Source organism: Micromonospora sp. NPDC005161 (assembly GCF_053599855.1).
In genome coordinates this window covers 257,030-277,564 of record NZ_JBSFYQ010000005.1, presented here as the reverse complement: position 1 = coordinate 277,564, position 20,535 = coordinate 257,030, and the positions used below count along the sequence as shown (strand labels likewise).

General features: G+C 74.7%; 14 protein-coding genes. 3 read left to right on the top strand and 11 right to left on the bottom strand.

Features of this window, described 5'->3' with window-relative positions:
* Window positions 1-111 precede the first annotated feature (111 nt).
* Window positions 112-1,686 carry a leucyl aminopeptidase gene (locus ACWD5O_RS07895; protein ID WP_354965093.1) on the bottom strand — a complete coding sequence of 525 codons (1,575 nt, stop codon included), beginning with the start codon at window positions 1,684-1,686 and terminating at the stop codon, window positions 112-114.
* A gap of 161 nt (window positions 1,687-1,847) precedes the next feature.
* Here ACWD5O_RS07895 and gcvT point away from each other — a divergent pair, with 161 nt between their 5' ends.
* A complete protein-coding gene (gene gcvT, locus ACWD5O_RS07890) occupies window positions 1,848-2,978 on the top strand; it encodes a glycine cleavage system aminomethyltransferase GcvT (protein ID WP_354965092.1) in 1,131 nt (376 codons plus the stop codon).
* Window positions 2,979-2,992: 14 nt separating this feature from the next.
* Here gcvT and ACWD5O_RS07885 read toward each other — a convergent pair whose 3' ends face one another.
* From ACWD5O_RS07885 to ACWD5O_RS07870, 4 genes are all read right to left on the bottom strand, one after another.
* Window positions 2,993-4,291: a DUF2314 domain-containing protein gene (locus ACWD5O_RS07885; protein ID WP_354965091.1), complete on the bottom strand. Its 1,299-nt coding sequence runs from the start codon at window positions 4,289-4,291 to the stop codon at window positions 2,993-2,995.
* A gap of 65 nt (window positions 4,292-4,356) precedes the next feature.
* Window positions 4,357-5,130: an adenosylcobinamide-GDP ribazoletransferase gene (locus ACWD5O_RS07880; protein WP_354965090.1), complete on the bottom strand. Its 774-nt coding sequence runs from the start codon at window positions 5,128-5,130 to the stop codon at window positions 4,357-4,359.
* Window positions 5,120-7,051: a bifunctional adenosylcobinamide kinase/adenosylcobinamide-phosphate guanylyltransferase gene (locus ACWD5O_RS07875; protein WP_450084886.1), complete on the bottom strand. Its 1,932-nt coding sequence runs from the start codon at window positions 7,049-7,051 to the stop codon at window positions 5,120-5,122. The genes ACWD5O_RS07880 and ACWD5O_RS07875 overlap by 11 nt, the downstream gene beginning before the upstream one ends.
* 60 nt (window positions 7,052-7,111) lie before the next feature.
* Complete coding sequence (locus ACWD5O_RS07870) at window positions 7,112-8,956, bottom strand: protein kinase domain-containing protein (RefSeq protein WP_450084885.1); 1,845 nt, start codon at window positions 8,954-8,956, stop codon at window positions 7,112-7,114.
* A gap of 143 nt (window positions 8,957-9,099) precedes the next feature.
* Here ACWD5O_RS07870 and ACWD5O_RS07865 point away from each other — a divergent pair, with 143 nt between their 5' ends.
* Together ACWD5O_RS07865 and ACWD5O_RS07860 are read left to right on the top strand one after the other, a co-directional pair.
* Window positions 9,100-9,300 (top strand): hypothetical protein, encoded by a 201-nt coding sequence (locus ACWD5O_RS07865; RefSeq protein WP_354965087.1) that lies wholly within the window; start codon window positions 9,100-9,102, stop codon window positions 9,298-9,300.
* Window positions 9,300-10,097 (top strand): site-2 protease family protein, encoded by a 798-nt coding sequence (locus tag ACWD5O_RS07860; protein ID WP_354965086.1) that lies wholly within the window; start codon window positions 9,300-9,302, stop codon window positions 10,095-10,097. Before ACWD5O_RS07865 ends, ACWD5O_RS07860 begins: the two co-directional genes overlap by 1 nt.
* Window positions 10,098-10,171: 74 nt before the next feature.
* Here the strand turns inward: ACWD5O_RS07860 and ACWD5O_RS07855 are convergent, their stop codons facing one another.
* The 6 genes from ACWD5O_RS07855 to nadA form a co-directional block, all read right to left on the bottom strand.
* Complete coding sequence (locus ACWD5O_RS07855; RefSeq protein ID WP_450084884.1) at window positions 10,172-11,170, bottom strand: aldo/keto reductase family protein; 999 nt, start codon at window positions 11,168-11,170, stop codon at window positions 10,172-10,174.
* Between the two features lie 44 nt (window positions 11,171-11,214).
* Window positions 11,215-15,918 carry a WG repeat-containing protein gene (locus tag ACWD5O_RS07850; protein ID WP_450084883.1) on the bottom strand — a complete coding sequence of 1,568 codons (4,704 nt, stop codon included), beginning with the start codon at window positions 15,916-15,918 and terminating at the stop codon, window positions 11,215-11,217.
* A gap of 382 nt (window positions 15,919-16,300) precedes the next feature.
* Window positions 16,301-16,861 carry a helix-turn-helix domain-containing protein gene (locus ACWD5O_RS07845; RefSeq protein WP_354965083.1) on the bottom strand — a complete coding sequence of 187 codons (561 nt, stop codon included), beginning with the start codon at window positions 16,859-16,861 and terminating at the stop codon, window positions 16,301-16,303.
* Window positions 16,862-17,038: 177 nt separating this feature from the next.
* Complete coding sequence (locus ACWD5O_RS07840) at window positions 17,039-17,632, bottom strand: DUF3043 domain-containing protein (protein ID WP_354965082.1); 594 nt, start codon at window positions 17,630-17,632, stop codon at window positions 17,039-17,041.
* Between the two features lie 72 nt (window positions 17,633-17,704).
* Window positions 17,705-19,060, bottom strand: coding sequence for a UDP-N-acetylglucosamine 1-carboxyvinyltransferase (gene murA / locus ACWD5O_RS07835; RefSeq protein ID WP_354965081.1), 1,356 nt, complete (start codon window positions 19,058-19,060; stop codon window positions 17,705-17,707).
* Between the two features lie 211 nt (window positions 19,061-19,271).
* Window positions 19,272-20,471 (bottom strand): quinolinate synthase NadA, encoded by a 1,200-nt coding sequence (gene nadA / locus ACWD5O_RS07830; RefSeq protein ID WP_450084882.1) that lies wholly within the window; start codon window positions 20,469-20,471, stop codon window positions 19,272-19,274.
* Window positions 20,472-20,535 lie beyond the last annotated feature (64 nt).

The following is a 20,535-nucleotide window of genomic DNA, read 5'->3' as shown; positions in this document are numbered from 1 at the left end:
CAAAGAAAAAAAAACACGCCCCCCCCACCCCCCACCCCAAGCTTCCCTCCCCCCCCCGCGGCCCCCCATAACACCCGCCAGGCGTTAATAAGGGGCCCCTCCTTGCATCGGTCAGCCGTTGACGGCGACGTCCTCGACCAGCTGCACCAGGGTGCGGACCGGCACACCGGTGCCGCCCTTGGTCAGGTAGCCGGTCGGCTCGCCGGAGTGGTAGCCCGGCCCGGCGATGTCGATGTGCGCCCAGGCCACGTCGTCGGTCACGAACTCGCGCAGGAACACACCGCCCTGCAACATGTGCCCGGCCCGGTCCATCCCGGCGTTGACCTGCGAGATGTCCGCCACGTCGGAGTCCATGCCCTTGCGCACGTCGTCCGGCAGCGGCATCGGCCAGGCCGGCTCGCCGACCGCGTCGCCGACCGTCCGGACCCGCTCGCACAGCTCCGGACTGCCCATGACGCCGGCCATCCGCTTGCCCAGCGCGATCACCTGGCCGCCGGTCAGGGTGGAGGTCTCGAACAGGTAGTCGGTGCCGTCCGCGCAGGCGCGGGCGATCGCGTCGGCCAGGATCATCCGGCCCTCGGCGTCGGTGTTGAGCACCTCCACCTTCTTGCCGCTGTACATGCTGATGACGTCACCCGGCCGGTAGCTGGTGCCCGACGGCATGTTCTCCGCCATCGGCAGGTAGGCGCTTACCGCCACCGCCGGCTTGAGCGCGGCGATCGCCAGCATGGCCGCACCCACCGCGGCGGCACCCGCCATGTCGGACTTCATCTCCCACATGCCCTGTGCCGGCTTGATCGAGATGCCGCCGGTGTCGAAGGTGATTCCCTTGCCGACCAGCGCGACCCGCTTACCGCTGCCGCCGCCCTCCGGCGTGTAGGTGAGCTTCACCAGGCGCGGCGGGGCCTCCGAGCCCTGCCCGACCGCGATGATGCCGCCATACCCACCGGCGGCCAGCGCCGCCTCGTCCAGGACCTCGACGCCGAGGCCCGCCGCCCGGGCGGCGTCGGCCACCGCGTCGGCGAACACCGGCGGCCGCAGCTCGTTCGGCGCCGTGTTCACCCAGTCCCGGCTCAGCCGGACCGCGCCGGCCACCACCTGCGCCCGGCTGATCTCCGCCAGAGCGCCCGCGTCGCCGGCATCCGGCACCGAAACCAGCACCTCGGCCACCGGCTCCCGCCGGGTCGGCTGCGGCCGGGTCTTGTAGCCCGCGAACCGGTACCCGCCGAGCAGCGCGCCCTCCGCGACCGCGCGCAGTGCGGCCGGCGCGTCGGCGTCGTCCGGCAGCGGCATGGCCAGCGCCACCTTCTGCGCGCCCGCCAGGGCCCGGATCGCGGCGCCGGCCGCCCGGCGCAGCGTCTCCGGGGCCGGGGCGGCGCCCGACGGCTCCGGGCCGAGCCCGACCGCGGTGACCAGCGGCGCGGTGACGGTGCCCAGCGTGGCCAGCTTGATCACCTCGCCCGGGCCACCGGTCGCGCCGAGCAGCGCCAGCGTCTCGGTCAGCTTGCCGTCGAACGCGGCGGCAATGCTCTCCGCGCCGCTGGCGAGCAGCAGGGTGCCGGCGAGGCCGCTGGTGGCGCCCTGCTCTCCGGTCTGGCTGTGCACGCCGATCACGATCGCGTCGACGGCGAGCTCCGCCGGGTCGGTGTCGACCAGGCTCAGGGTTGTGGTGCGGGGCGATGTCACTGAAGTTACTCCGGGCGGGCCGGGCCGGCCGCGTCGTCGCGTACCGGCGATGAAGGTCTCCGGCGGAACGTACCCGCCGGACGTCAGGGCTGTCCCGCCGATGATGCCGACGGGTCCCGCCGATGCTAACCAGCGGCGCTGCCCCCGGTAAGTTGCCACCCATGACCGAAGTGACCTCCGATGCCGCCGCGACCCGGCTGCGCCGTTCCCCGCTGCACGAGCGGCACACCGCCGCCGGCGCCAAGTTCGCCCCCTTCGGGGGCTGGGAGATGCCGCTGGAGTACGCCGGCGGCGGGGTGCTCAAGGAGCACACCGCGGTGCGGAGCGCGGTGGGGGTCTTCGACGTGTCGCACCTGGGCAAGGCCCGGGTGAGCGGCCCCGGCGCCGCCGATTTCGTCAACGCCTGCCTCAGCAACGACCTGGGCCGGATCGGGCCGGGCCGGGCGCAGTACACGCTCTGCTGCGACGACGCCACCGGCGGCGTGGTGGACGACATCATCGCCTACCTGTACGCCGACGACCACGTCTTCCTCATCCCGAACGCGGCGAACACCGCCGAGGTGGTCCGCCGGTTGCGGACCGCCGCGCCGGAGCAGGTCACCGTCACCGACGAGCACGAAGCGTACGCCGTGCTGGCCGTGCAGGGCCCGCGCTCGGCCGAGCTGCTGGGCGCCCTCGGCCTGCCCACCGACCACGGCTACATGAGCTTCTCCGCCGCCAGCCTGGCCGGGGTCGAGCTGACGGTCTGCCGCACCGGCTACACCGGCGAGCTGGGCTACGAGCTGGTCGTGCCGTCGGAGCACGCGGTCACGGTCTGGGACGCGCTCTTCGCCGCCGGCGAGAGCTTCGGGCTGCGCGCCTGCGGCCTGGCCGCCCGGGACACGCTGCGCACCGAGATGGGCTACCCGCTGCACGGGCAGGACCTGTCGCTGGACATCACCCCGGTGCAGGCACGGTCCGGCTGGGCGGTGGGCTGGGACAAGCCGGCCTTCTGGGGCCGCGACGCGCTGCGCACCGAGAAGGCCGACGGCCCCCGGCGTACGCTGCGCGGCCTGGTGGCCGTCGACCGGGCCATTCCGCGGCCCGGGATGACCCTGCACGTCGGTGACGTGCAGGTCGGCACGGTCACCAGCGGCACCTTCTCGCCGACCCGCAAGCAGGGCATCGCGCTGGCCCTGCTGGACACCGACGCCAAGCTCGCCGACGGCGATCTCGTCGAGGTCGAGATCCGCGGCCGCCGAGCCCCCATGCAGATAACCCGCCCCCCCTTCGTCAACCCCTCAGTCAAGTAACCCCCCAACCGGGGTCAGGGGATTTTGGGGGTGGGGGGTTCGCCGGAGTCCAGGACTGCCTGGGTCCAGCCGCCCTCGATCACGCCGGTGGCGTCGAGCACCGCCCAGTCGACCACGTCGGTCGACTCCACCACGACCGGGGCGCCGATCCGCACCGAGGAGTCGGTGGCGGCGTCGCTGGCGCTCACCCCGACGATCCGCTCCGGGGCCTCCCACGAGGTGACGCCGGCCCAGACGTACTCCGGGCCGTCGTCACCGGGCAGGCCGTACTTGACCACCAGCTGCGCCTCGGGCGGCAGTTGGCCGGCGACGAACCGGGTCCGGGCGTCGTCCAGCGCGGCCCGGGCGGTGGCGACCGCCCGGCTCATCGCGTCACCGGAGCGGGCGTAGCGCACGTCCGGCTGGATCCCGGAGAACAGCGTCGCGCAGGCGGCGGCGTAGTAGCGCCCGTCCGGACCGGGATGCCCGGCCGGCGGGCGCAGGCTGAGGAACGAGTCGGCCTCCGGGTCGGTCGCGGGGTCCAGCTCCAGGCGCAGCAGCACCGGGGCCGTCGCACCGTGCTGCTCCGGGTTGCCGTACGCCACCGCGATGTCGTGTCCGGTGACCGTGGCCAGCACCGGCAACTGTACGAACGCCGGCACCTCCTCGCCGGAGAGCCCGTCGGTCCAGTCCCGCAGCAGCCGTCGTGCCGCCCCGGTCATCACCGCACCCCAGGCCCGGGTGAGGTGGTCGGGCACCCCCTGGGTCTGCAACTCCAGCAGCCCGAAGCGGCGCAGCCCCTTGGTGGTGAACCACAACCCCTCCACGTCCGAGGAGTACGGCACCAGCACCCAGTCCACCAGCCGGATCCGGCCCTGCTCGTCCGGGAGTGAGCGCAGCGCGGTCGCCGGGTCGAGGAACTGCAGGCCGAAGACGTCCACCACGTCGCTGTCGACGGACTCCGCCACCGCAGCCGCCACCGCCCGGGCCGCCCACTCGTGCGCCGGCGGCCAGCCGGGCCGGTACTCGGCCTGCACCACCACCAGGTGGGTCGACGCCGCCAGCCGGGCCAACTGCTCCTCGGTGGCGCCGAACGCGGTGAGCAGATCCGGTGGCAGCTCGGGGAACTCGGCGATCGGCCGGGTGTCCACGCTCATCAGTGGGCTGTCCAGCATCTGCCGGGCCAGCCCGTGCACCGGCTCGGCCAGCCGGCCGGTCAGCGCCGCCACCGCGGTCTTCGCGCTGACCTTCGGCAGCCCCGCCATCGGCACCAGGTAGGTCGCGCTGAGCGACTCCGGGACCGGTACGGGCAGGAAGTCGTCCGTGATGAGCATTCTCGTTCCCCCGGTGGCCGTCCGGTGCTGTCGAGCCGAACGCTACCCGGCTCGCCTCGCCGGCTTCAGCCGGACAGCACCAGACCCAGGTAGACCAGCGTGGTGACCACCTCGACGGTCGCGCCGAGCACGTCGCCGGTGATCCCGCCGAGCCGGCGTACCACGTGGGCCAGCAGCGGCACCGCGACGGCGAACGCGGCGGCGACGGCCAGCGGCCCCTGCCACGGGCGGCCCGGCACCGCGGGCACCGCCAGCAGCACGACGGCGACCGCGCCGGCGGCCAGTGCCACCGGGCCCACCGTGCCGGCCACCAACGCGCCCAGCCCGTCCGCGCGGGCCGCCGGCACGCCCCGCCGGCAGGCCACCGTCACACCCAGCCGCCCGGCGGCGGTCGCCGCGACCACCGCCGCGAGGCACGCGGGCCAGGACCGACCGGCCAGTTCGGCGAGCGCCGCCGCCTGCACCAGCAGGACGACCACCAGGGCGACCACCCCGAACGGGCCGACGTCCGGCTTCTTCATGATCTCCAGAGCGGCGGCGCCCCGCCGGTACGAGCCGAGCGCGTCCACGGTGTCGGCCAGCCCGTCCAGGTGCAGCCCCCGGGTGAGCAGGGCGGCGGCACCCACCGTCACGCCGGCGGTCACCAGCGGGGGAGCGAACGCGCCGGCCAGCAGCAGCACGCCGGCCAGCAGCGCGCCGAGCAGGGCGCCGACCGCCGGGGCGAGCGCCATCGCGGTGCCGGCCACCGGGCGGTCGATCCGGCCGGCCCGGACCGGCAACGTGCTGAACGTGGTGACCGCCAGCCGGGCCCCCGCGGCGAGCCGCGACTCAGCCGGCACGCCAGCCCGACGCCGCCTGCTCGTCCGCCCCAGTGGTGGTGGCCGGACCCGGCCCGGCTGGCTCCGGTTCGGCGTCTTCCGGTTCGGCGTCCTCCGGCTCCTCGGTGCCCTGGTCCGGCTCCCCTTCGCCGGCCAGCGACGGGTGGACCGGCAGCGCGGCGGCCAGGGACAGCACCGAGCGCAGCAGCGGGAGCGCGACCAGCGCGTTGGCCCCCTCGCCGAGGTCCAGCCGCAGGTCGAGCAGCGGGGTGAGGCCGAGCACGTCGGCGGCCAGCCGCACCGCCGGGTGACCGCCGTGGTCGGCGAGCAGGCACCAGTGCCGCGCCTGCCCGGCCAGGTCGCGGCTGACCATGCCGGCGGCCAGCCCGACCGGCCCGTCCAACAGCACCGGAATCCGGCGGGCGGTGGCGCCGAGCAGCACGCCGGTGGCCACCGCCACGTCGCCGCCGCCCAGCTCGGCCAGCACGTCCTTGGCACCCCGAGGCGAGCGGCGGGTGCGGTGCAGCGCGTCGCGTACCGCCGCGCAGCGGATCATCCAGGCCGCGTCGTCGATCTCGCCGGAGTTTGTGATCACCCGGCCGAGCACGGCCGGCGGCTCCGCGCCCGCGGTGGCCGCCAGCACCGCCGCGGCGGCGGCCTCGGTGCCGGCGCCGCACGCGGCCAGCACCAGCAGCTGTACGCCGGCGTCGGCGGCCTGCTCGGCCAACCGCCAGCCGTAGCGCAGCGCCGAGTCCACCTGCTCGGGCGTGAGCGCCGGCTCGTCCTCCATCGGCGCGGCGGCCGGAGTGTCCACCACCTGGAGGCTGGCCCCACTCTCGGCGGCCAGCCGGGCCAACGCGCCCTGGCCGGCGCGGGCCTGCCCGGCCCGGCGCGCCGACTCGCCGGCGACCGTGCCGGCCGACGCGCCACCGGCGTGGTCACCGTGCAGCAGCAGCACCCGCACGGAATTCCAGGCGACCGGGGTCGAGGTGCCCTGGGTGGCGGCGGCGAAGCCGACGACGCGGTCCAGCACGCCCAGCCCGGCACCGGGTACGTCCAACGTGGCCAGTCGGTCCACCGCCTGGGGGCCGGTGTACTCGTCGGGCATCGGCAGCTCCATTCCCGGCTGGATGACCAGCCCGGTGGCCACCATGGGCAGCGCCATGGTCGGCGCGGCCCAGGGGTTGCCCGGCTCCTGGTTCGGGGCCGCCGGCGGCGCGTGGGTCAGCACGTCCGGCAGCTGCACCTCGGGGGCGGTCTCGACGTCGGCCGAATCCGCTCCGACCGGCCCGGGCCCGACCGGCGCGGTCCCGGTGGCGGGTGCCGGCGGCACGGCGACGGTCGCGGGCGGCACGGCGGCGGTCGCGGGCGGCACGGCGGCGGTCCTGGGCGGCACGGTCGGCTTCAGCCAGGCCGGCTGGCCGGCGACCACCAGCACCACCGCGTCGCAGGCGTCGGCGACGGCCCGGTTGGCCGCGCCGAGCGCGTCGGTGAACGCCCGGCCCAGCGGCGTGGTCGGCACCAGGGACAACCCGACCTCGGGGCTGACCAGCACCACCCGCGCCGAGCAGGCGCGGATCGCCTCGGCCAGCTCAGCGATGGTCGCCACGTCGTCGGCGGGCTGGTGCTTCGGGTCGAGCAGCACCGTCACCCAGCCGCCCAGGTCGTCCACGAGCAGCGTCTCGTTCGGCTGGGCGGACGCGAGCACGTCGGCCAGCCGCCGCGGGTCGGCCGCGGTCTCCTCGGTGCTCCAGCTGCCCGGCCGCCGGGCGCGGTGCGCCGCCAGGCGGGTCGCCCACTCGGTGTCCTCCGGGTCGCCCTCCCCTGCGGTGGCGATGTAGCGGACCACCGGCGCGTCGGCGACCAGGGACTCAGCGAACTCGGACTTGCCGGACCGGATACCGCCGAGAACCAGGACCGTGTTCCACCCGTCAACGGACATGCCCGTACCTTAAGGCCGCCCGGGGTGCCGTTGCCTGCCGGCCCGGTGGTCGCGGTCCGGTCAGTCGCAGTGCTCGAATCCGCTGCCGTAGCTGACCCCGCCGGTGGCGCCACCCCACCTCACGCACGTGCCGGCTGCGCTGGCCCGCACCGGCCCGGCGTAGTAGTCGAACGACCCGCTGTCGGTGCCGCGGGCACGCTCCTGCACCTCCAGGTACGCCGACGCCGCCGATTTGGTGCCGACCGCGGTGTCCTTCAGGGTAACCACGCAGTTGTTGCCGGTGCCCGAGTGGTACAGCAGGTAGACGCGGCCCCGCCGGCGCCCGTCGCCGCCGGTCAGCGTCGCCGAGTCGATCACCTGGTAGCCGCTGCCGCACACCTGGGTCGCGGTGTACGGGTTGGGCCGGCCCGCCGTGCTGCCGCTGGACGTCGGCTTGCCGGTGACGGCCCCGGTCGGCGGGCTTCCCGGTGCCGTGGTGCGTGGGGCCGGGGCGCCGCTGGCCGGCGCGCTGGGCTGATCGGCGACGCCGGTCGACGCGGTGGTCGCGGTGCGGCTGGCACCCGGCGTGCCGCTGGGCCGGGGGCCCGGGGTGGCCGCGTCCCCGCTCGGCAGCGGGACGTTCGCGGCCGACGCCGATTCGCCGGCCAGTGCGGCCGGAAGGTCCGTTCCACGCGGCTCCGGGTCGGGCCGCAGCGCCGCCACGGTCCCGGCGACCAGCGCGACGAGGACGACCGCACCGACCCCGACCAGCAGTGGCCCGCGCCGCCGGCCCGATCCGGTCCGGAACGGGTCCTCCCGGGTCCCCGCCGGTTCGGTTCCGAAGACCGCCGGGGGGCGCAGATCCGTGGGCGGAGCCGGTGGCGTCGGCGCGGTGGTCGCGTGGGCCGGCGGGGTGGGGCTCGGGACGGGCCGCGCGGGTGCCGGCGGGGTGGGGCTCGGGACGGGCGGCGTGACGGACGGCGGGGTGGGGCTCGGGACGGGCGCCGCGACGGACGGCGGGGTCGGACCCGGGCCGGACGGGCCGGGGGCGGCCAGCGCCCAGGGTGGGCGGGCGGCCGGCGGGATGCTGGCCAGGGTCGCGTCGCGGGCGTCAGCGGCGGCGCGGGCCAACTCGGCGGCGCTGGCGAACCGGTCCGCCGGCCGCTTGGCCAACGCCCGCGCGACGACCGCCACCACCGCGGGTGGGGTGTCCGACGGCAGCGGCGCAGGCTCGTCCTGAGCGTGCCGCAACGCCACCGCGAGCGGGTTGTCACCGTCGAACGGCGGCTGCCCGGCAAGGCAGAAGTACGCCACCGCGCCCAGCGCGTACACGTCGGTGGCGGGGGAGACCGGCTGCCCGGTGGCCTGCTCGGGGGACATGTACGAGGCGGTGCCGAGCACCATGTTCGCGGCGGTGAGCCCGGCCATGCTGCGCGACCGGGCGATGCCGAAGTCGACCAGCACCACCCTGCCGTCCGCCTTGACCAGCAGGTTTCCCGGCTTCACGTCCCGGTGCACGATGCCGGCCAGGTGGGCGGTGTGCAGCGCGTCCGCGGCCTGCGCCAGCACCGACATGGTGGTGGCCGGGTCCAGCCGACCCGCCTGGCGCACCCGGGCGGACAACGGCTCACCCTCGACGTACTCCATCACCAGGTAGTCGACCCGGCTGCCGTCGGCGAGCGTGGCCTGCCCGACGTCGTGCACCGCGACCACGCCGGGGTGCCGCAGCGCCGCCAGCATCTGCGCCTCGGCGCGGAACCGGGCGGTGAACTCTGGGTCGGCGACCAGCGACGGCAGCAGAACCTTCACGGCCACCTCGCGTTCCAGCAGCACGTCGGTGCCGCGCCAGACCGCGCCCATCCCGCCCGTCGCCACCCGCTCGCCCAGCCGGTACCGGTCATCGAGCAGCACTCCCCGTGTCAGCACCGGGCCACCGTACCGGCCGCCGCCGATGCGTTGATCAGCCCATGGGTCGCGGCCGGGGCGAGCGAGCGGCCGTTCCGGGTCGGGCCGACTACGCTGGCGAGGGTTCGTCCCACGGGGACTTCAGCGGCGAGGGGAGACGCGGCATGGCGTGGAGCTGGCGGTACGAGGGCACGGACGGCCAGACGGTCGAGGGACCGGCGGAGTCGTTCGGCAGCCAGGCCGACGCCGAATCCTGGATCGGTCAGACCTGGCGGGAGCTCGCGGCGGCCGGCGTCACCTCGGTCGCGCTCGTTGAGGACGACCGCTTGGAGTACCGGATGAGCCTGCTGCCCACGGCCGAGTGATGGGCTACGACCGGCCGGGCGGGGAGCGGCTGGTGCTCGGTGTGCCCAGGGCGGCGTTCCGGCCCAGCCCGGTCTTCCTCGGCCTGGTCGCCCTCTTCGCGGTCAGCGGGGCGCTGGCCTGGAACGGGTACGGCAGCGTCCGGTTCGACGTGTTCCTCTTCGTGGTCTCCGGGTGGCTGGTCTCGCTCTGCCTGCACGAGTACGCGCACGCGGTGGTGGCCTTCCGGGCCGGCGACCGGGACATCGCCCATCGGGGCTACCTGACGCTCAACCCCCTGAAGTACACCCACCCGCTGCTGTCGATCGTGCTGCCGGTGGTGGTGGTGCTGCTCGGCGGCATCGGCCTGCCCGGCGGCGCGGTGTGGGTGGACCGGCACGCCATTCCGGGCCGTTTGCGGCACACCCTGGTCAGCCTCGCCGGGCCGGCGACCAACGTGCTGTTCACGCTGGTGCTGGTGGCGGCGTTGCGGATCGGCATCCAGGCGGGCGGCCCGGTCGAGTTCTGGGCCGGGGTGGCGCTGCTGGCCTTCCTCCAGCTCACCGCGAGCGTGCTAAACCTGCTACCGGTTCCCGGCTTGGACGGCGGCAACATGATCCAGCCGTGGCTCAACCCGCAGTGGCGCCGGATGTACGACCTGTTCGCCCCGTACGGCTTCCTGCTGCTCTTCGCGTTGCTGTGGAATCCGCGTATCGGCGGCTGGTTCTTCGACGTCGTCTTCGCGATCGGGGACCTGCTGGGCCTGCCCTCGTGGCTCTACGCCACCGGCCTCGACCTGATCCGCTTCTGGCAGGGCTGACCGGCCCCGGCTGAGCGTCCGGGCTGACCCGGTCCGGTCGGCGCGAACCCGCGCTGACCGGACCGGGGCTGGCGTCAGGGCCGCTGTGCGGGGGACTCGGTCTTCGCCGGGTCGCGCTCGGTCACCGGCTCGACGATCTCGTCGATCGCCTTGAGCAGCTCGGCGTCGAGCTTCACGCCGGCCGCCTTGACGTTGTCGTGCACCTGCTCGGGGCGGGACGCGCCGATGATCGCCGACGACACGTTCGGGTTCTGCAGCACCCAGGCCACGGCGAGTTGGGCCATGCTCAGCCCGGCCTGCTCAGCGAGGGGCTTGAGCTGCTGAACCCGGGTCAGCACCTCGTCGGTCATGAACCGGGAGATGAAGCCCGCACCGGACTTCTCGTCGGTGGCGCGGGAACCGGCCGGCGGCGGCTGCCCCGGCAGGTACTTGCCGGAGAGCACGCCCTGAGCCATCGGCGACCAGACGATCTGGCCGATGCCCAGCTCCTCGCTGGCCGGGACGACCTCGGTCTCGATGACCCGCCAGAGCATCGAATACTGAGGTTGGTTGGAGACCAGCGGGATGTGCAGCTCCCGGGCGAGCGGGTGAGCGGCACGCAGCTGCGCCGCCGACCACTCGGAGACGCCGATGTAGTGCGCCTTGCCGGAGTGCACGACGTCGGCGAACGCCTCCATCGTCTCCTCCAGCGGCGTGCTGTGGTCGTACCGGTGGGCCTGGTAGAGGTCCACGTAGTCGGTACGCAGCCGGCGCAGCGAGCCGTTGATCGACTCCATGATGTGCTTGCGGGACAGGCCTCGGTCGTTGCGACCGGGACCGGTGGGCCAGTAGACCTTGGTGAAGATCTCCAGGCCCTCGCGGCGCTCGTTCTGCAGCGCCCGGCCGAGCACGTCCTCGGCCCGGGTGCCGGCGTACACGTCGGCGGTGTCGAAGGTGGTGATCCCCGCGTCGAGAGCGGCCCGGACGCAGGCGAACGCGGCGTCCTCCTCGACCTGCGAACCGTGGGTGATCCAGTTGCCGTACGAGATCTCGCTGACCATCAGGCCGGAACGGCCCAGGTGTCGGAATTCCATGACCCGACCCTAGCCCCGCCGCTTCAGGGTCGCCGAACCGCCGGTCAGAGCACCGGGTTGGCGTCGGTGAGCAGCCGGTCGATCTCCGCCAGCACGGCGGCACGGTCACGGTGCACCGCGTCGATGAGTGGCTCGCCGCGCCGGTCCAGGGCGCCCCAGCGCCCGGTGCCGTTGCCGACCAGGAACGCCACCGGGTGGATGACCAGAATCGGGTGCGCCGGCGGCACCAGCAGCGTGCCGCCGCGGTCCACCACGCCACGCCGGCCGCCCACGTCGACCACGGCGAGGCCCTCGTCGGTGAACCCGTCGACCTGCTGGCCGTCGGCCAGCTCGGTGGCGAAGCCGTGGTAGCGGGTGGGCACCACGATCCGGCCGGTCCGGTCGACCGCCCCCCAACCCTCGCGCCGGACCGCGGCCACCCCCCGACGGAACGGGCGTACCTCGGCGAAGTTGGGCGGGACCTGCACCTCGCCGGTCGCGTCGATCGCCGTCCAGCCGCCGTCCGCGACCACCCAGGCCAGGCCGTCGCTGAACGGGCGGGCCGCGCGGTAGGACGGCGGGATCACCGTCGTACCGAGCAGGTTGATCAGCGACCACCGGTCGGTGTCCGGTCGGCGGACCCAGGCCAACCCGTCGTGGAACGGCTGCGCCTCGGCGTAGCGGGCGGGGATGACCAGGTCACCGTCCGGGTCGGTGTACCCCCACAGCGGTCCGTCCTGGCCGGGCGTCGGGGGTCGGTCGCGGTCGAGCACCTCGTCCCGGCTCCGGGGGTACGGCCCGAAGCCGTCCGCCGTGGCCCGGGTGGCGACCGCGTCGAGGGCCACCCGGATCCGGTCCAGCAGTTCGGCGTCGCCGGCGCCGCGCAGGTCGAGGGCCTGTTCGAAGTGGTGGCAGGCCTCCATGAGCCGGCCCTGGTCGTAGCAGGCGCGCCCGGCGTGCTCGTGCAGCGCGGCCCGCAGCCGGTCGGGCAGTTCGATCGAGTTGGCCTTGGCGAAGAGCTGGTCGGCCTCGGTGAAGTCGCCACGCCAGCGCAGCACATGGGCCAGCCGGGCCTGGGCCAGCGCCGTCCGTCGCAGCTCGCCGGTGGCCTCGGCGTAGGTGAGGGCGAGGCGGCCGTCGGCCAGCGCGTCGTCCAGTTCGCCGAGGATCCGGGAGGTCACCGCCCGCAGGCTGAGCAGCCGGGCCCGGGCCCGGTTGTCGATGGCCGAGCCCAGCTTCTCGGTCAGCCGCCGCCGGATCGCCCGCATGTCGTCCGGCTCCGTCAGGTCCTCGCGCAGGGTGACCGGGTCGAGCCGCCACCGGTACGCCGCAAGGACCTGCTCCGGGTCGCCCTGCTCGGCCAGCGGCCGGCGGGTCACCGGCGGTGTCGTGCCGGGTGGCCCGGACACCGGCACGCTCTCCCCGGCTGACCCGCTCCGCGGGCCGGGAACGGCCGTGGCCGGCGGTGCGGACACAGGCGGTGCGGAGACGGGCGGTGCGGAGACGGGCGGTGCGGACACGGGTGCCGCGGACATGGGCGCTACGGGCGGGGCCGAGACTGGCGGGCCTGAGACGGGCGGGGCCGAGACGGGCGCGGTCGAGTCCGGCCGTGCGGGCTCGGTGGAGACGGGCTCGCCCGAGTCGTGGTCGGACGGCGCGGGCCGGGCCGGGTGCTCTCCGACGGCGGACGGGTCGTCGGTCTGCGAACCGGCCACCGGTGTGGGGACGCTCCGATCGGCCGGCTCGTCCGGCGTCGAGCGCACCTCGTCCACCGGGGCGCGCTCGGCGGGACCACTGTCCCGTGCGGGCGGCGCGGAGACCGGCCGGTCCAGAGACTCCTGGATCGGCTGGTGGGCGTCGATCGATGCCGGCGGTGCGGATGTCGGCCGGTCCAGCGGCTCCGGCTCGGCGAGGCGCTCGGCCGCCCAGCCGTCGGACCCGTCGTAGGACGGAACGCCCGGGGATCCGGAGACGTCGGGGTGGGTCTCGGCGGCCGCCGGATCGGTGCGCTGAAGCGGTGTTCCGGCGGTGCTCGGCGGGCCGGAGACCGGCAGGTTGCCCTCCGCCGGTGTCGCCTCGGCTGTGGGCTGTGCCTCGTCGAGCAGATCATCCGCCCAGCTGCGGGGGGCACCGGACACCGGGCGCCCCGGCGGTCCGGACACCGGGTAGGCCGGTGGCGCCGACAACGGGTAGGCCGGTGGCGCCGACAACGGGTAGGCCGGTGGCGCCGACAACGGGTAGGCCGGTGGCGCCGACACCGGGTAGGCCGGTGGCGCCGACACCGGGTAGGCCGGTGGCGCCGACACCGACCCGAGGGCGTCAATCGGTGTCGACCCGACTGCGGGGTCACGATCGGTGACCACGTCGTCGGCCCAGCGGTCGTGGGCGCCGGAGACCGGTTCGGCCGGTGGTGCGGAGATCGGTGGCGCGGGCGGTGCGGACACTGGCCGGGCCTGGGGTGCGGGGGCCGGGGCCACGACGGTCGGCTCGACCGTGGAGTCCGGGTGCGGGTCGGGCGCCCGATCATCGACGGCCGGGTCGGCGGCGGGCGTTGACGGGTCGGGCGCCGCTCTCGTGGCCGCGGCGGAGCCGGCCGGGCCATCGGTGGCCGAGAGGTCGTCGGTCGCCTCGGCTGGCCGGCGGTCCGTCTCCGGCTGGTCGGACTCCACCTCCTGAGCGGGGCTGAACCAGGCGGCCGGCCCTCCGGTGACCGGAGCCTCGACCGGATCCGGAGCGGGCGCCACCGGCGGCTCCGACGGCGCCGGGGGTACGTAGCGGCGCGGCATGCCGGGTGCCACCGGAAGCGCCGGCTCGGCATCCGCCGTGGGTGTTCGAGCCGTGGGGGTCTGAGCCGTGGGTGACGCGACCGGCCGCGCGGACGGGGAATCCGAGGCCTGCCAGGCCGGCGGCGGTACGACCGGCGGGCGCGCGTCCGCCGCCGGGGCGGACTGCTCCGGCTCGGCCGGCGTCCGGGGCTCGGGGGACATCGCCGGGTCCGGGTGCTCGTCGGACAGCGGCGGGTCCACCGGTGCGGGCAGGAACTCCAGCCGAAGTCGGGCGGCCGGCGGACCCGAGACGGGTACGTCCGCCGCCGGGGAGACCGGGGCCGCCGACACCGGCCGGTCTCGATCCGGGCGGCCGGGTGGGACGTGGTCGGCCGGTCGGCGCTCGTGGCCCGCCGGCGCGGGGGAGGCCGGGGCCGCCGAGATCGGCCGGTCCCAGCCCGGTGCGGCGGGGGAGACGGGTGCCGGCGGGACCGGGGTGGCCCGGCCGGAGGTGGCCGGCGCCCGTGGAGCCGTCGCGGCGGGACGTACCGGGCGCTCGTCGTATCGGGGCTGCGCGGCCGGCGGCCTTTCGGGCCGGGTGGCCGGCCGCGACGGGACACCTGGCTCGGCGGTGCGTTGCCCAGCGCCCTGGTGGCCCGGTTCCCGCGTGCGGTCCGGACGCACCGGACCCGGCGGTGGCCAGGGCAGGCTGCCGTCCGGGCGGTGGCCGGGCTGCGGCCGTGCCTCGCGGTACGTCTCGTCGCGGTACGCCTCCGGCCGGGCGTCCTCGCGGGGGCGCCGGTCCGGGTACGCCTCGGCGCGGGCCGCCGCCTCGCGGGGCTGCTGTCGGTGCGGGTCGGCTGGCCGGCGCCGCTCGTCGTCCCGGCGCGGCTGTCCCGGCATCTCCGGTTCGGGCCGGTGCCGTCGTCCGCCGTCCGGTGTCTGCGGTGCGCCGACCGCCTCGTCCGGGCGGTACCGCCGTTCGCTGGGCGTATCGACGCCAGCGTCCGCACGGGCCCGCGCCGCCGGCCGCGCATCGTCGGCGACCCGCTCCGGGCGGCGGGCGTCGGTCACCCGCTCCGGGCGACGGGTGTCGTCGGCGACCCGCTCCGGACGCCGCGTGTCGGCCACCCGGTCGGGGCGGCGGGTGTCGTCGGCGGCCCGATCGGGGTACCGGGAGCGGCCCTCCACGGGTGCCCACTGGCCGGCCCCGCCGGCGGCCCAGCCCTCGGCCGGGCGGTCCTCGTGGCCCCGGGTGGGCCGGGCGGCGTACCCGTCGCCGGGGTGCCGGTCGTATCCGGCGGCCGGGCGCTCCTGCGCGCCGCGCCGGCGCGGCGCCTCGTCCGGCTCCTGCACCCAGCCGGGCTCGGGCCGGGGTGCGGGGGACACCGGTGGCGTGCTCGGGTACCCCCGCTCCCGATCGGCCGGGTCGTGTCGCGGTCGGCGGCTGTCGTACCGCTCGGCGGGCTGGTCCCGGCGCCAGGCTGCCTCGCGGGCTGGTGCCCGCTCGTCGCTCGGGCGCCGGTCGGACCAGGCGGTCCGCCGGTCCGACTCGGGGGAGCGGCGCTCGTCGCGCCGGGGCGGCTCGGGCAGCGGCCGGCGGTACGGCTCATGATCGTAGTGGCGGTTGTCGGCCCCGGTCGGCCGGCCGTGGGCGGACGTCTCGACCGGGTGTTCGTCGCCCCGCGACCTGCCGTGGGCCGGCGTGCCGGCCGGCTCCTCATCGGACCAGGACCGGCCGTAGGGGTCCGCCTCGGCGGGTTCCTCGTCAGCCCAGGACCGGCCGAGGTAGGTGCCGTCCGGACGGGTTGGCGCGAGCGGCGGCACCTCGGTGCGGCCGACGACGGACGCCCGGCCGCGCGGCGGCGGGGGCGGCTGGTGCGACATTCCAATGTCGCCGGCATAGCGCTGGCCGGGGAACTGGGGATGCCACTCGGTGGTCGGTTCGACCACCCAGGACGGCTCGTTCGGGTCCCGCCACCGGTCGGTGTACCGGCCGTTCATCCGCCGAGCCCGTCGCCACACCCGGCCAGGTGGCCGATCAACGTGAGAGGTGGGCGGTCCGCGTTCGCGCCCCGGTGCCCGCCGGGCGTCCGGTCGCCGCCTGCCACGCCCCGGTGGCCGGCTCGCGTCCGCTCGCTCACGGCGTTTGTCACCTCGTTGCAGATTGTCGCGCTGGGCCTCGCGTGCCGGTCAAGTCGCCCGTTTCGGCAGGGCGTGGCTGCGGATGGAGGGTAACGGCGTGGGCTCGCTCACCGCCACTGTGGCGCCGCCCACGGACGCAAACGTTATCCTATGGTTTCGGACATTTGGGTTGATAACCGAATCTGGGTTCCGACGATACCTCACCTGCCGCCGGCTCGGCTCGGACGGGATCCCGCACCGGTCAGGGGTGTTCCATGACGAGCACGGCGAAGGTGCCGGCGACCAGGGCCTCGTAACGGTGCGGAGCGTCACCGGGGAACGTCGCGTAGTCGCCGGGGCCGAGGTCGACCGGGCCGGACTCGGGGCCCACCCGCAGTCGGCCGGCGGCGACCACCACGTGCTCGACGCTGCGAGGGGTGTGCCCGTCCGCGGCCCGGACCGCGCCCGGCTCCAACTCGATCAGGTAGATGTCCCGACGCAGGTGCGCCGCCCCGGCGCTGAGCAGCGTCCCGGTGAAGTCGGCCTGCTCGGAGCGGACCTGGGGGCCGTCACCGGCGCGGATCACCCGTACGCCGTCGTCGGCGGGCTCCACCAGCCGGCTGAACGGCACACCGAGCGCCACGCCGAGCGCCCACAGCGTCTCCACGCTCGGGTTGCCGGTCCCCGACTCCAGTTGGGAGAGGGTGGACTTGGCGACGCCCGCCCGCCGGGCGAGCTCGGTCAGCGAGATGCCGACCCGGTCCCGCTCGCGGCGCAGGGCGGCGGCGATGGTGGCGAGCGGGGCGGCCGGTTCCGGAGGCATGCGTTCGCTCCATTGGATCAACGTTCGGTACGACGAACACCGGTGCTGCGTTCAGCAGGGTGAACCATTCGTACGGTACAACGAACGTCGGATGCCCGGATGCTTTAGCGACTTACCGCCCTCGGTGCGGTCGGCACCACCGGGGTGCCGCGCCTGCTCGGCGTGCCGCGAGTCGGGTCAGACCTTGTCGCCGAGCTTGACCTGGGGAGCCGGGGCGCGCATCCGCCGGAAGGTGATCGACCGCATGACCGCGTACAGGTAGAGCGAGCCCATCCGCTGGCCGGTCTTCGGGAAGCGCTGCCGGACCAGCTTGCCGATCTTGCGGCAGATCAACACCGAGTCGACGACCACACCCAGTGCCAGCGCGCCCCAGAGCACGTTGGAGATCAGCCGGACCACCGGCGGCATCGCCGCGTTCGACCCGATCAGCACGATCAGGGCGCCACCGAAGAACCAGGTGCCGACGGTACGCCGGGAGTCGACCACGTTGCGTGCCAGCAGCCGCTCCGGGCCGCGGTCGCGGGGGCCACCCTCGCGGCGGAACTCCGAGGCGGCCTCGGCGCGTAGCTGGCGGCGGCGCTCCCGCTCCTCCTCCTTGGTGAGGGGGCGGGTGGGGCCAGCCGGGCGGCGGCCGGCGGTCGGCCGCTTGGGCGTCTCCCGACCCTTGGCCGGGGTGTAACCCCGGGGCCGATCGGCGGTCTCCTCGGGAGTCACCGAGGAGACGGCCTCGTCGACGAGGTCGGTGGACTTGCGGCGAAAGAGCGACGGCACGCGGCAAGGGTAGCCAACGGCTCGCGCCCGGTGCGCATCGCGGTGCACCGGGCCGACGGCAAGTGGTGGAGGTTACGGACGCTCGGCGTGCGCGCCCAGGTCGGCGAGCTTCGCCTCGAAGTCCTCGTAGCCGCGGTTGATCAGGTCGACGCCGTACACCCGGGAGGTGCCCTCGGCCGCGAGCGCCGCGATCAGGTGGCTGAAACCGGCCCGCAGGTCCGGGATGACCAGGTCGGCGGCGTGCAGCTTGCTCGGCCCGGCGATCACCGCGGAGTGCTTGAAGTTGCGCCGGCCGAAGCGGCACGGGGTGCCGCCGAGGCAGTCCCGGTAGACCTGGATGTTGGCGCCCATCGAGTTGAGCGCCTCGGTGTAGCCCAGCCGCTGCTCGTAGACCGTCTCGTGGACGATCGACAGCCCGCGGGCCTGGGTCAGCGCCACGACCAGCGGCTGCTGCCAGTCGGTCATGAAGCCGGGGTGCACGTCGGTCTCCAGCGCCACGGCGTTCAGCTCACCGCCCGGGTGCCAGAACCGGATGCCGCCCTCCTGGCCCGGGTCGCCCAGCTTCGGCGGACGGGCGTCGGTGACCTCGTACTCGCCGCCGACCGAGCGGAAGATGTTCAGGAAGGTCATCATGTCGGCCTGCTGCGCGCCGAGCACCTCGACGTGACCGTGGGTGGCCAGCGCAGCCGCGGCCCAGCTCGCCGCCTCGATCCGGTCCGGGATCGGCCGGTGGGTGTAGCCGTGCAGCTTCGGTACGCCCTGGATCTCGATCACCCGGTCGGTGTGCACCTTGATGATCGCGCCCATCTTCTGCAGGATGCAGATGAGGTCGATGATCTCCGGCTCCACCGCGGCGTTGCGCAGCTCGGTGACGCCCTCGGCCATCACACCGGTCAGCAGCACCTGCTCGGTGGCGCCGACGCTCGGGTACGGCAGGGCGAACTTGGTGCCGTGCAGGCCGTTCGGCGCGGACAGGTGCAGACCCTCGGGCCGCTTGTCGACCGTGGCGCCGAACTCCCGCAGCGCCTGAAGGTGGAAGTCGATCGGGCGCGGGCCGATGTGACAGCCGCCCAGGTCCGGGATGAACGCGTGCCCGAGCCGGTGCAGCAGCGGGCCGCAGAAGAGGATCGGGATCCGGCTGGAGCCGGCGTGCACGTTGATCTGGTCGGTGCTGGCGCTCTCCACGTTGGCCGGGTCGAAGACGAGCTCGCCGTCCTCGGTGCCGTCGGTGACCTTGACGCCGTGCAGACCGAGCAGACCCCGGACCACCTCGACGTCGCGGATCTTCGGCACGTCGAACAGCCGGCTAGGGCTGTCGCCGAGCAGCGCGGCGACCATCGCCTTCGAAACCAGGTTCTTCGCGCCGCGCACGCGGATCCGCCCTTCGAGCGGAGTGCCTCCGTGCACGACCAGGACGTCGTCGGTCAACGCAACCTCCAGCGCGTCGGTGCTGCCGTGTTGATGGTGGGGAGCTCAGCTCTTTCGCTACCCCGGATGCGGCCATATCGAAACGGCCCGCTTGCGTCGTCGCTCCGGCAGCATAGCCCTCGGTGACAAAAAGGGACTCGGTCACATCGGCGTGTGTGGCATTAATCGGTGATCCGGCACTTTTGCGTACCAAGGGCGCTACGGATCGTGATCAGAACGTGGCCGGCGGCGGGGTGTCCGCGCCGGGCAGGGCGAGCATCTGATCCAGCGCCACCCGGGCGTGGTACGCGGTGTCGGCGTCCACCGTGATCTGGTTGACCACCCGGCCGGCAACCAGCTCCTCCAGTGCCCACACCAGGTGCGGCAGGTCGATCCGGTTCATCGTCGAGCAGTAGCAGACCGCCTTGTCCAGGAACATGATCTGCTTGTCCGGATGCGCCAGCGCCAGCCGGCGGACCAGGTTCAGCTCGGTGCCGAGCGCCCACGCCGACCCGGCCGGGGCCGCCTCGATGGTCTTGATGATGTACTCGGTGGAGCCGACATGGTCGGCGGCCGTGACCACCTCGTGTCGGCACTCCGGGTGGACCAGCACGTTGACCCCGGGCACCCGCTCCCGCACGTCGTTGACGCTCTCCAGGGTGAACCGGCCGTGCACCGAGCAGTGCCCCCGCCAGAGAATCATCTTGGCGTCGCGCAGCTGCTCGGGGGTGAGCCCGCCGCCCGGCTTGTGCGGGTCGTAGAGCACGCAGTCGTCCAGGGACAGGCCCATCTCCAGCACCGCCGTGTTGCGGCCCAGGTGCTGGTCGGGCAGGAAGAGCACCTTCGACCCCTGCTCGAACGCCCAGTCCAGGGCGCGCTTGGCGTTGGAGGAGGTGCAGACCACGCCACCGTTGCGGCCGACGAAGCCCTTGATGTCGGCCGAGGAGTTCATGTACGTCACCGGCACGGTCTCGCCGGCGATGCCCAGCTCGGTCAGCGTGTCCCAGGCGGCCTCGACCTGGCCCAGCACGGCCATGTCCGCCATTGAGCACCCGGCCGCCAGGTCGGGCAGGATCACCCGCTGGGCGTCGGTGGTGAGGATGTCGGCGCTCTCGGCCATGAAGTGCACGCCGCAGAAGAGGATGTACTCCGCGTCCGGGCGGGCCGCGGCCTCCCGGGCGAGCTTGAACGAGTCGCCGGTCACGTCCGCGAACTGGATCACCTCGTCGCGCTGGTAGTGGTGCCCCAGCACGAAGACCTTGCTGCCCAGCTTCGCCTTCGCCGCCGCGGCGCGGGCCACCAGATCCGGATCGCTGGGCGCCGGAAGGTCGCCCGGACACTCGACGCCGCGCTCGGTGTCGGGGTCGCTGCCCCGGCCGAGCAGCAGCAGAGCCGTCGCCGTGTTGGAGGGTTCAACCCAGGTCGAAGTCACGTGACCCATGGTCCCACAGCGCGGGCGCGGCGCGGCTTCCGTCGGTGTGGGCTGCCACACTGCT

What these genes read in the sequence shown, in the direction of transcription:
- gcvT (WP_354965092.1), top strand. Translation starts at nt 1,848, where the DNA reads ATGACCGAAGTGACCTCCGATGCCGCCGCGACCCGGCTGCGCCGTTCC.
- ACWD5O_RS07885 (WP_354965091.1), bottom strand. Translation starts at nt 4,291, where the DNA reads ATGCTCATCACGGACGACTTCCTGCCCGTACCGGTCCCGGAGTCGCTC.
- ACWD5O_RS07875 (WP_450084886.1), bottom strand. Translation starts at nt 7,051, where the DNA reads ATGTCCGTTGACGGGTGGAACACGGTCCTGGTTCTCGGCGGTATCCGG.
- ACWD5O_RS07865 (WP_354965087.1), top strand. Translation starts at nt 9,100, where the DNA reads ATGGCGTGGAGCTGGCGGTACGAGGGCACGGACGGCCAGACGGTCGAG.
- ACWD5O_RS07860 (WP_354965086.1), top strand. Translation starts at nt 9,300, where the DNA reads ATGGGCTACGACCGGCCGGGCGGGGAGCGGCTGGTGCTCGGTGTGCCC.
- ACWD5O_RS07855 (WP_450084884.1), bottom strand. Translation starts at nt 11,170, where the DNA reads ATGGAATTCCGACACCTGGGCCGTTCCGGCCTGATGGTCAGCGAGATC.
- ACWD5O_RS07850 (WP_450084883.1), bottom strand. Translation starts at nt 15,918, where the DNA reads ATGAACGGCCGGTACACCGACCGGTGGCGGGACCCGAACGAGCCGTCC.
- ACWD5O_RS07845 (WP_354965083.1), bottom strand. Translation starts at nt 16,861, where the DNA reads ATGCCTCCGGAACCGGCCGCCCCGCTCGCCACCATCGCCGCCGCCCTG.